Annotated in this window: 10 protein-coding genes and 2 tRNA genes; 11 read left to right on the forward strand and 1 reads right to left on the reverse strand. The window is 31.3% G+C overall.

Features of this window, described 5'->3' with window-relative positions; translation table 11 throughout:
• Positions 1-378: 378 nt before the first annotated feature.
• Positions 379-460: transfer RNA gene (locus VLC96_RS16805), tRNA-Leu, on the reverse strand.
• Positions 461-568: 108 nt separating this feature from the next.
• Here VLC96_RS16805 and VLC96_RS16810 point away from each other — a divergent pair.
• The 11 genes from VLC96_RS16810 (at position 569) to VLC96_RS16860 (ending at position 10020) form a co-directional block, all read left to right on the forward strand.
• Positions 569-1957 (forward strand): dipeptidase, encoded by a 1389-nt coding sequence (locus tag VLC96_RS16810; protein WP_325264777.1) that lies wholly within the window; start codon positions 569-571, stop codon positions 1955-1957.
• A 124-nt stretch (positions 1958-2081) separates the two neighbouring features.
• Complete coding sequence (gene mce, locus VLC96_RS16815) at positions 2082-2483, forward strand: methylmalonyl-CoA epimerase (protein WP_325264779.1); 402 nt, start codon at positions 2082-2084, stop codon at positions 2481-2483.
• Between the two features lie 127 nt (positions 2484-2610).
• Positions 2611-2684: transfer RNA gene (locus VLC96_RS16820), tRNA-Ile, on the forward strand.
• 165 nt (positions 2685-2849) lie between these two features.
• The gene (locus VLC96_RS16825) at positions 2850-3578 is read left to right on the forward strand and encodes a hypothetical protein (RefSeq protein ID WP_325264781.1); all 729 of its coding nucleotides are present in this window, start codon (positions 2850-2852) and stop codon (positions 3576-3578) included.
• A gap of 93 nt (positions 3579-3671) precedes the next feature.
• Positions 3672-3959 (forward strand): helix-turn-helix transcriptional regulator, encoded by a 288-nt coding sequence (locus VLC96_RS16830; protein ID WP_308068104.1) that lies wholly within the window; start codon positions 3672-3674, stop codon positions 3957-3959.
• A 100-nt stretch (positions 3960-4059) separates the two neighbouring features.
• Positions 4060-5238: a VapE domain-containing protein gene (locus VLC96_RS16835; protein ID WP_325264786.1), complete on the forward strand. Its 1179-nt coding sequence runs from the start codon at positions 4060-4062 to the stop codon at positions 5236-5238.
• 249 nt (positions 5239-5487) lie between these two features.
• Positions 5488-6312 (forward strand): DUF8464 domain-containing protein, encoded by an 825-nt coding sequence (locus VLC96_RS16840; RefSeq protein WP_325264788.1) that lies wholly within the window; start codon positions 5488-5490, stop codon positions 6310-6312.
• 174 nt (positions 6313-6486) lie between these two features.
• On the forward strand, positions 6487-7005 hold the full coding sequence (locus tag VLC96_RS16845; protein WP_325264789.1) for a BfmA/BtgA family mobilization protein: 519 nt from the start codon (positions 6487-6489) through the stop codon (positions 7003-7005).
• Positions 7005-8261: a DUF5712 family protein gene (locus tag VLC96_RS16850; protein WP_325264791.1), complete on the forward strand. Its 1257-nt coding sequence runs from the start codon at positions 7005-7007 to the stop codon at positions 8259-8261. The genes VLC96_RS16845 and VLC96_RS16850 overlap by 1 nt, the downstream gene beginning before the upstream one ends.
• Before the next feature lie 353 nt (positions 8262-8614).
• Positions 8615-8815 (forward strand): hypothetical protein, encoded by a 201-nt coding sequence (locus tag VLC96_RS16855; protein WP_325264793.1) that lies wholly within the window; start codon positions 8615-8617, stop codon positions 8813-8815.
• A 131-nt stretch (positions 8816-8946) separates the two neighbouring features.
• Entirely contained in the window at positions 8947-10020 is a 1074-nt protein-coding gene (locus VLC96_RS16860) for a PDDEXK nuclease domain-containing protein (protein ID WP_325264794.1), read from the forward strand.
• Positions 10021-10823 lie beyond the last annotated feature (803 nt).

Here is a 10823-nt window from a genome sequence, read left to right on the forward strand (position 1 = left end):
TGAAGCTTTATTAATAAGGATACCTAACAGGTTTTGGAAACCTGTCAGGACGGGATGTCTTATATACTGTATATGTTTCTTGGGAAACCCGAAGCCCTAGCCCTGATAATAGTGGAAAGCCCGCAGAACCGATGGCTTACATTTTTTGTGCCGGCAAAGCGACCGGAGGAAGCTCTTGCCAGCACAAAAAAAATGTTGCCGACGGGACGAGGACTTGAAACGGATAGCAGGATTAAGCTACTGATTAAAAAAAGAGTGTTTCTAAATCGAAATATGGAATCCAAAATCCATTATTTTCAAACCGTTGGGCAACGGTTAGGCAAGTTTCAAAAACAAAAAACGCAAATCCTTTATTTACAAAGATTTGCGTTTTAAAAGTGCGGATAATAGGACTCGAACCTACACGCCTTGCGGCACCAGATCCTAAGTCTGGCATGTCTACCAATTTCACCATATCCGCGTAATTGTGGGTGCAAAGATAATCATATCTTCCAATATTCAAACAATTTTTATAAAAAAATATTCATTCTATTTTTTGTATTTTTGATTTTCTAAAAAAATTGATTTAATGGAAGACATAAAACAATACGTTACAAAACACAAAGATCGGTTTATCAACGAATTAATAGAACTATTAAAAATTCCATCTGTAAGTGCTGACACTGCTTTCTCTCAAGATGTTCTTGACACTGCCGAAGCTGTAAAAGAAAGTTTAGTAAAAGCTGGATGTGATTCTGTCGAAATCTGCGAAACTGCTGGCTATCCAATTGTATATGGGGAGAAAATAATTGACCCAAAATTACCCACTGTTTTGGTTTACGGACATTATGATGTTCAACCAGCTGATCCTTTAGAATTGTGGACTTCACCTCCATTTGAACCCGTTATTAAAACAACTGATATTCACCCTGAAGGCGCCATCTTTGCTAGAGGCTCTTGTGATGACAAAGGCCAAATGTATATGCACGTGAAAGCCTTCGAATATATGATTCAAACCAACACTTTACCTTGTAATGTAAAATTCATGATTGAAGGCGAAGAAGAAGTGGGAAGCGTTAATCTTAAAACATTTGTTGAAAACAATTCTGAAAAACTAAAAAATGATGTAATCCTGATTTCTGACACAGGAATGATTTCTAATCAACAACCTTCTATCACCACAGGACTTCGCGGATTAAGTTATGTAGAAGTTGAAGTTACTGGTCCTAATCGCGATTTACATTCGGGATTATATGGCGGTGCTGTAGCCAATCCAATCAATATTTTAGCTAAAATGATTGCTTCATTACATGATGAAAACAACCACATTACCATTCCTGGATTTTATGACAAGGTTGAAGAATTAACTCTTGAAGAAAGAGCGGAAATGGCCAAAGCACCTTTCAATCTTGACAATTATAAGAAAGCTTTAGACCTAAATGATATTTATGGTGAAAAAGGATACGTTACTAACGAACGCAACTCAATTCGTCCAACATTAGATGTAAACGGAATTTGGGGCGGCTATACAGGCGAAGGGGCTAAAACTGTAATTGCTAGTAAGGCTTTTGCCAAGATCTCAATGCGTTTGGTGCCAAACCAAGATTGGGAGGAAATAACAGATTTATTCACAAAACATTTCATTAGTATTGCGCCAGCTGGTGTTACAGTAAAAGTCAACCCTCATCATGGGGGGCAAGGATACGTGACCCCAATAGACAGCATTGGCTACAAAGCAGCAAATATGGCTTATACCGAAACCTTTGGAATTCCAGCAATTCCTGTACGCTCTGGCGGAAGTATCCCTATTGTTGCTTTGTTTGAAAAGGAACTAAAAAGCAAAACGATATTAATGGGATTTGGTCTCGACAGCGATGCTATTCACTCACCAAACGAACATTTCGGAATTTTTAATTATTTGAAAGGAATTGAAACTATTCCGTTGTTTTACAAATATTTTGTAGAACTTTCAAAATAATTTCAGCATAAATAAAATTCACAATCCGTTTCAGCAATGAGCGGATTGTTTTATTTAAATTTCAACCATTCTAAAATTGCAGCTATAAAACTCAATCATTTTTTGAAAAATAAAAACATAAATCATGAAAAAAATAGAACATATTGGAATCGCAGTAAAGAGTTTGGAAGTATCCAATGTGCTATTCGAAAAACTATTTGGCGTACCAGCCTACAAGCAAGAAGAAGTTTCGAGCGAAGGCGTAAAAACCTCCTTTTTTATGAATGGACCAAACAAAATTGAACTTTTGGAAGCTACCAATTCTGAAAGTCCAATTGCCAAATTTCTCGAAAAAAAAGGCGAAGGAGTCCATCACATCGCTTTTGATGTCGAAGATATTGCTTCCGAAATCGAGCGCCTCAAATCTGAAGGTTTTACTATCCTAAATGAAATCCCAAAGAAAGGAGCGGATAATAAATTAGTCGCTTTTCTGCATCCCAAAGGTACTAATGGCGTATTAATTGAGCTATGTCAAGAAATAGAATAAAATTTAGTCAATTCATAATCAGCTTCTTTTAAAGGATATCAAATTAATTAGAGAAATGATTCGAAAAACTATCCCAAAAATATTTGTGACAAATGAAAAAATGTAGTAATATTGCAAACTCTTAACCGGTCCTATAGCTCAGCTGGTTAGAGCACCTGACTCATAATCAGGTGGTCCCTGGTTCGAGCCCAGGTGGGACCACTAGTAAAATCAAGCCTTTCAAGAAATTGAGAGGCTTTTTTGTTTCTATCAGTACAACATTAGTACAACAAATTGTTGAACAGCAAAGATAGTAAACATTTCATTCTGTTTCAATTAGCTTTATTTTTAGTATTTTTATTCTTCAATTGAAAATAACCCAGAATTATGGCAAGAATAATTGAAAAATCTTTTTTCTTCCTTCATCGACAGATACAAAAGATAAATTCTATAACAACCGCCAAGAAGGTTACACTAATTTTTGTTCCGCTATTACCTATTTTGGCAGTTATCATCAGTATTTTTCAGATATACAATGGTAATTTTATTTTATTCTATTCGATAATTCTAATTTTAGGAGTTATTTTTTCATTTTTGCTTACCGTAGCATCTATCTTTTTTTTTAAAAATGATAATATTTTTAATCGATATAATAGAGAAAAATCAAATAGTAATTTATCTCAATTCCAAAAATCATCCAAATCTTCTGATGTTATTTCTGATAAAAAAATTACGGAGCTATTAGACTTAAATAAGGAGGTCATTAATCATTATTATATTGAATTTAGAAAAATTGAACTCTTTAATGATGACACATCATTAATAGACTTTCAAAGTTTGATTGCTAATTGCTTAAAAAAATCTAATAACAATCATGTTTTTAGATTAGAAATTAGTGCTCAAGAAACGTACGGTTTTATCAATGAATTTATGATTCCTTTCTTGACAAAATTAGATTCAAAGAGTGCAATTGAAAAAAAAAGGATAGCTTCAGTACTACAATATAAGAAGGCAGGCAAGTATATTCCTGTAAATGAAAAAGCATCATCAGATAAAACGAGAATAGCTACTACACTTTATCAAAGAAAAATATACGAAAGCCTTCAAAAAATGTGAATTCTCCGAATTATTATGTGGGCAAGTCGCAACTCCACGTTTCATCTAGTTTCATTCCGGTAGTTTAGCCTCATAATTCTAAAAACTTAAATTATGAACCCACAAAAAATTACTGAACAGTTAAATGAAATTAAGATGATGATTATCAAGGGTAATCAGTTTCAAAAAGAGATCTTTACTATTAAAGACTTGATGGCCTATACTGGTTTTTCAGATAGTACTATCCACAAATTATCTGCTAAAAAATTAATCCCACATAACAAACCGACAAATGGGGCTTTATTCTTCGATAGAGTTGAGATAGTTGCATGGATCAGGGAGCATAAAGTCTATTCTGATGAGGAAGTTTTGTCTAAATTTTCCAAGCAATTAAAAAAATAAGCGTTCAAAAATCCACTTTTGAACGCTTAGAAATTTTTTATGTTACTAAAAAAAGTATATGCAAATATAGGCATTATACTCATTCATCAATTATCTATTTATGGAAGAAATAAGCGTATATGATGTGTCATCACGCAAGGATTCTGTTTATGACAAAATTCAGGAAGAATTATCTAAGTATTTTAAAATCAAGTTTAATGAAATTGCATTGGAATACGAAATTTTTGACGTAAACTCTGCCTGTAAAATTGATTTTAATGAATCCTCTCTGTTAATACATCTTCATAGAGAAAAATTAAATGTTAGTCCACAAGTTTTTAAAACATATTTGAAGTCGCATTTTGTGGAACGTATCAATCCACTGGTTGAGTATTTTAAAAGCTTACCACCTTGGAATGGCAAAGATCATGTCAAAAGATACGCTAGCTATGTTAATACAGACGATAACGAATTGTTTTACCTCCATCTCCTTAAATGGGCTGTTCGTGCTGTTAAAACGGTATTTCTGAAGGAGGCGATAAATAAACACGTATTGGTGTTAGAAGGAGGTCAGAGTTTTGGTAAATCATATTTTTTAAATTTTCTATGTCCAACTCAACTTGAAAAATATTTATATACAAATTTGGGAGTAGGAAGAGATGAACGTATCAAGTTGGCTAAATCTTTGATTATTAATGTTGAGGAATTAGATGTAATGGGAAAATATGATATCAATGCTATTAAAGCACTGATAAGTCAAGTTTCTGTTAATGAGCGTTTACCATATGCAGATAAATCAACTTTACTCTATCGGACTTGTTCATTTTTAGCGTCAACAAATCGTGCGGAATTTTTATGTGATGATTCAGGTTCTGTAAGGTGGATTATTTTTAGTGTCATTGAGAAAATTGATTTCTCCTATAGCAAAGAGTTTAATATAGATGATTTTTGGTCACAAGCGTACCATATTTTTAAGTGCCAAAAAGACTTTAAATCCGATTTAACTCAGGAAGAAATAAAAGTCAATGAATTGAGAAATGAACGTTTTACTATACAAACAGTAGAGAATGAATTTGTTTTAAAATACTATTCAACTAGTGATAATCTTTCAGATTTTAGGACACCATCAGAAATAGTAACAGAACTACAGGTTATGGGTCATAGATTAAATGCTCAGAAAGTTGGTTCAGCACTAAAAAAATACAATTTTACCAGAATCAAGCATGCAAAACGCCAAGTATATGGATATTTAGCAAAAACCAAATTTAGGGATTCGCCTTGGGGATTTACAGATTCTTAAATATACTTACCTAGTTACCTGATTTTAGTTTAATTAACTGAATTTAAGTGATTTATTTAGGTAGGTAACCTGTGATAATCAATACTTGACTTACCTTAATTAGGTAAACTAGGTAAATCAAAAATAAAGCCCTTTTTTTCTAATATGCTTAGTATAGCTGTCCAATTTCTTTAGGTAGCTAGGTAGGCAAAAATTCAAATTATAGTGAACGATATAGAGAAATTAAGAAAAATTCCAATGATCAATATTTTGAAAAGATTAAATATTGAAGCGGTTGAAAAGAAAAAAGAACAGTTTTGGTTTAAATCTAATTGGAGAGATGAGCAAACGGCTTCTGTAAAATGTGAGCATAATCTTTTTTATGACTTTGGTGAAGGTTTTGGAGGTAATACTGTGGACTTTATTATGAAGTATTTTTCCATTGGTTTTTTGCAAGCAGTTAGGTGGCTACAAAGTGAGGATGCTATTTTTTCTTTTGACCAGCCTAAACAAAATGTTTTTCTAGAGGTGAAAAAAGAAAAGTCATATCGTGTGGAAAGAATTCAACTTTTACAAAACAAGATTTTAATTGATTATTTAAATACACGAAAATTGAACATCGAAATATGTAAAAGGTATTTGGATGAAGTCTATTATACAATAAATGGGAAGAAATATTTTGGAGTGGGATTTAAGAATGATAAGAATCAATATGAAATTCGAAATAAATATGCCAAGTTATGTTTGGGAATAAAATGGTTTACATGGATTAACAAAAGCCGTAAGTCTTTAGTGATCTTAGAATCATGGTCGGATTTTATTTCATTGTTGACATTGTATCCAAAATGCGAAAAGTCAAAAGATTTCTTGATTTTAAATTCTCTATCAATGCTTTCGAAAGTAGATCAAGTATTAAATGTTTATTCTGAACTTTTGTTTGCGTTGGACAACGATGTTGCAGGTTCGACTGCAACAGAAAACTGTTTAAAGAAGTGGAATTCATCGGGAACAAGATGTAAAGATATTAGGTATCTGTTTCATGGCTCAAAAGATATAAATGATTATTTGATTTTAAATACTAATGCAGGTGTTTAGGCTTGTGTATTTAGTAGCAAGTAGGACAGGGGCGGAAAACCCCTATCCTACTTGCTCTGCGAGGCTAGAGCCTTGAAAATAAGGCTTTCTTTAAGAATGAAGTTTATAAGATTTTATAATTTAAATATAATTAAACGCATAACTATCTGATTAACAGTTTTAAAAATTATAATTATGACTAAAAAAAGTATCATTATAGATGAAAAAGCGCATGCAGAACTTGGAAAATTATCTGAAAGTTTGCGAATGAACTTGGGTACTCTTATACAAGAAATGATTTATTATTTCAAAAAAACAGGTATCGATCCTAAAGATGCTGTAAACAAAGATCCTTCTTTAATGGTTGCCGCTTTAGATAAAAGGATAGTCTCTTTTTTAAAAGTTCAAGAAAGAGATATTTTGAAACCATTAAGACAAGATGTTTTTAATTATCAAAATGCTCAAAAGGAAGAAATCTCGAAATTAATTATTTCGATAAATAAACTCTTGGATCAACATTCAGAAAGAGCAACTGAAATAAAAAAGGCTCATTTCGAGAATCTGAATAAAATAAATAGCAATGATGTAGAAAGGACTAAAATGGTAATTTCTGAATTACAGAAAAACAGACAAGCCATTTTGCTTATCTGTCAACTATTAGACGACAAAAATAAATCCGGCACTTTGGGTAAAATTAAATCTCTTTTTTCATAATGCCAATTTCTAAACCACATAGTACACTTGGAGCTGACAATAAAGGAAGTTGTTCCAACTTGGCCATTTACTTAGAAAAGGAAAATGAAGAATTAGATAAAATTATCAAAAAGTCTTCTTCATTGGATGAAATAACTCAGCTAGAAAGTAGGAAACAAGGTTTCTTTACAGCTTCAGAGGTTAATGTCAGCACGATAGATGTTATTAATACTATTGATAATAATAAAAGAAAATTAGGAGCAAATGATGCTAAATATTTTGCTCCAACAATTAGTTTCAGCGAGAATGAGTTGAGTCATATTGCTTTTCTTGCTACCGGAAAAAGAGAAGTTACAAGTGTTTTGGACTTAAATTTACCGGAATTAGAACAATTTAATAGTCTTATTAGAGAGTATGGGCGCAAAGTAATGGATAACTATGCTTTGAATTTTAATCGTCAAGACAAAGGAATTAAAACCGGAGATGATTTAGTTTATTTTGCAAAAATTGAGCATTTTAGAAAATACAAGGGTACAGATAAAGTGGTTATTACTGGAAAAGAAATTTCAGGAGAGTATAAAAAAGGGCTGCAATCTCATATTCACATAATTGTTTCCAGAAAAGATAAAACACAAATATTAAAATTAAGTCCTACTTGTAATGAAAAACAAACCAATAGAAAAATTGGCAATAACGAATATCAGGTGGGATTTGATAGGATGAAATGGATCAATTCAAACGAAAAAACTTTTGATGAACATTTTAATTATAAACGAAAAGAGCTTGATAAATTTCAAAACCAAAATATTTTAAAAAATGGAAATCCACAAGACAAACATGAAATCAATAAAAAAATAGAAATTGAATCGATTAATAGGGATGATATAAAAAACCAAATTAAGAATGCTCATTTCAATGTTTTGATGACAAAACCAAACAATTTAAAAGAGTATCAGCAACGCATGATGAAATTTGCAATTCAAGTTTTACCAACAATAAATAAAAATGGTTTTATCCAAGAGAACCACTTTTTTCACGAACAATCAGGGATAAATTTCAAAGGAAGTGAAGTTGATCAAAACTTAAAACTCCATGAATTATTTAGTGCTGATAGTAAAACAACGAGACAAGTGCAACAAACTGAACCGTCATTAGAGGACTGGAAGATTAACACTGAAAAATTAACATCCATTTTATCATCTCTTCTTTTTGAAACTGCTCCAGATGTTGATTATGAATTTCCAAAAAGAAGGAGAAAAAAAGCGTTAAGACGATGATTCAATATAAAAATACAATAGTATAAGAAATCAAATAAGGGAACTATTTCAATTATTTATTGATTAATTCTTCAAGCATTGCCATCATTTCATCTTTTTCTTTCAGTATGCGATCAAATTTGATTGTGAAACAAAAGATAAGAGGTAAACGGGTTGTTGTAGTTATATTTCGTATCCATATTATCAGGTTAAACCTGACAATATAGCTATAATACGCAATTTTAGTGTGTCAGAATAAATATAAGTATCGGATAAATTAAATCCCTTTTGAGGGATTTTTTAATATCTTAGCAATTAAAATATCAGATTTTAATCAAAATCGCATTCCACAAAAATTGTAACATAATGTACGTATGAACATTGCCCAAATAGAACAAAATCTTCATGACTTGATTCTGGATTTCAATATTCCCGCCGCTAGTAATTATAACACAGTTGAATATGACCGTGCTATAAAAGGTTATGAATATAATTCTAAAAGAACTTTCTTAAATTCTTACGAAGTACTTATCGATACTTTTAGATTGTGCAAAAAAAGAGGATCGTTAAGATAACCCTTTTGAAAGCGACTAAGAACAACTGCAATATCTTTTCAAATTGTATGAAAAGATGATTTTGGAAGAAAAAGAAAAAGTGACCTTATTTCAAGAAGAGAAGAAAGTTAAAAAGCAAAAAACAGTAAAAAATGAGTGAAGTAAATTTGTTTGATTTGGAATACAAAAAATGGATTTCGGAATTGAAAACCAAAATCCGTTCTACCCAGATAAAAGCGGCAATAGCTGTAAATACCGCTTTGATTCATTTTTATTGGGATTTAGGTAAAATGATTTCAGAGAAACAGACCGCTTATGGAACCTCATTTTTAGAACAAGTTTCTAAAGACCTAAAAGGAGAATTCCCTGAAATGAATGGTTTTTCGGTGACCAATCTCAGGTATTGTAAGCTGTTTTATAACTATTTGGCAAATCATCCCCAAATTGGGGATGAAAGCGATATTGTAAATCATCCCCAACTTGGGGACGATTTAAAAGAGAATTTAATTTTTCAATTACCTTGGGGACATATAAAACTTCTTATCGATAAAATAAAAAATACAGCAGAATCTAATTTTTATATACAGGAATCTATTGCCAATAACTGGAGCAGGGATGTTTTGGCTCTGCAAATAAAAACCGATTTATACAAACGACAAGGTGGTGCTATTACTAATTTTGCCCATACCTTGCCAAATCCTTTTTCTGATTTGGCACAACAAACATTAAAGGATCCTTATGTTTTTGATTTTATGACAATGTCAAAACCATTCCAAGAGAAAGATATCGAGAAGCAATTGGTTGCACACATTACGAAGTTTTTGTTAGAATTAGGCAAAGGATTTGCATTTGTAGGACAACAATTTCATATAGAAATTGCCGAAAATGACTATTATATCGATTTGCTTTTTTACCATATAAAACTGAAATGCTATGTGGTAATCGAATTAAAAAACACCAAGTTTATCCCCGAATATGCAGGTAAGCTCAATTTTTATTTATCAGCAGTAGATAGTATGATAAAACAAGAGGAGGACAAACCCACAATAGGGATTTTACTATGTCGTGATAAAAACAACATCGAAGCCGAATTTGCTTTGCGAGACATCAATAAACCAATGGGAATAAGCGAATTTCAGTTTACCGAAATACTGCCGGATAATTTAAAAAGCAGTTTACCAACCATTGAAGAGATTGAATCCGAGTTGAAAAACTTGGAAGAGTAGTAGTTTTTTGAGAGCGATTAGAAAAGGCTGATATTTCTTTCCAAATTATACGAGAAAATGATAGTCGAGGAAATGGCAGTCAATATAATTGAGAACTCTAGAAGTAGGATAAAGCCTAAATGGGTCATTGTGAAAAATATTAAATAAACATTAAAAATATTAAATAAATCAATCCACAAATCACGTTAAGGCCTGGTATACAAAGGCTTGTTGATTTTTATTAATTAATTAAAGTATTTAAAATTATTAAAAAAAAACACTGTTTTATCCAAGAGAATCACTTTTTTTACGAAAGATCAGGAATAGATTTTAAAGTGGGTGAACTTAATCAAAACTTAAAACTCCATGAATTATTTTCAATAATACAACCATGATATAAAATAAGAAATAATGCAAAATTTTTAAAATCAAAATTACGTTACCCTCCTTACCCAATGTTTTTGAGCAATAATTCTATATTTTCTTTCAGTTTATGACTTTACACGTTTTTCATTCCATTGCTTTTTTGTATTAATGTAGATTATGTGAATAATTGAGTAAAAAACAAATATTATTTTACATTCCATTATCTTATTCAGCTGTATAAAATTCTCATTTAGTCCAAGGAATCCTAGGTTCAAGTCTTTGTTTGCTTCATATCTCTAGATACATTCCTAATCAAGAAGCACATTTTTCGTTCATAGTTAAAATAATGAAAAATCATTTTTCAACTTTCTATAATTATCTAACACATAATACAAAAGCTAACGTTGTATATTTTAACACGGTGTTAATAATCAATCAATAAATTTTAATTAATTTTG

This window comes from Flavobacterium sp. (genome assembly GCF_035456085.1).
GTDB lineage: Bacteria > Bacteroidota > Bacteroidia > Flavobacteriales > Flavobacteriaceae > Flavobacterium.

Excerpts from the sequence above, each read along its gene's own strand:
- VLC96_RS16860 (WP_325264794.1), top strand. The coding sequence starts at position 8,947 with ATGAGTGAAGTAAATTTGTTTGATTTGGAATACAAAAAATGGATTTCG.
- VLC96_RS16825 (WP_325264781.1), top strand. The coding sequence starts at position 2,850 with ATGGCAAGAATAATTGAAAAATCTTTTTTCTTCCTTCATCGACAGATA.
- VLC96_RS16855 (WP_325264793.1), top strand. The coding sequence starts at position 8,615 with ATGAACATTGCCCAAATAGAACAAAATCTTCATGACTTGATTCTGGAT.
- VLC96_RS16850 (WP_325264791.1), top strand. The coding sequence starts at position 7,005 with ATGCCAATTTCTAAACCACATAGTACACTTGGAGCTGACAATAAAGGA.
- VLC96_RS16830 (WP_308068104.1), top strand. The coding sequence starts at position 3,672 with ATGAACCCACAAAAAATTACTGAACAGTTAAATGAAATTAAGATGATG.
- VLC96_RS16845 (WP_325264789.1), top strand. The coding sequence starts at position 6,487 with ATGACTAAAAAAAGTATCATTATAGATGAAAAAGCGCATGCAGAACTT.
- VLC96_RS16810 (WP_325264777.1), top strand. The coding sequence starts at position 569 with ATGGAAGACATAAAACAATACGTTACAAAACACAAAGATCGGTTTATC.
- mce (WP_325264779.1), top strand. The coding sequence starts at position 2,082 with ATGAAAAAAATAGAACATATTGGAATCGCAGTAAAGAGTTTGGAAGTA.
- VLC96_RS16835 (WP_325264786.1), top strand. The coding sequence starts at position 4,060 with ATGGAAGAAATAAGCGTATATGATGTGTCATCACGCAAGGATTCTGTT.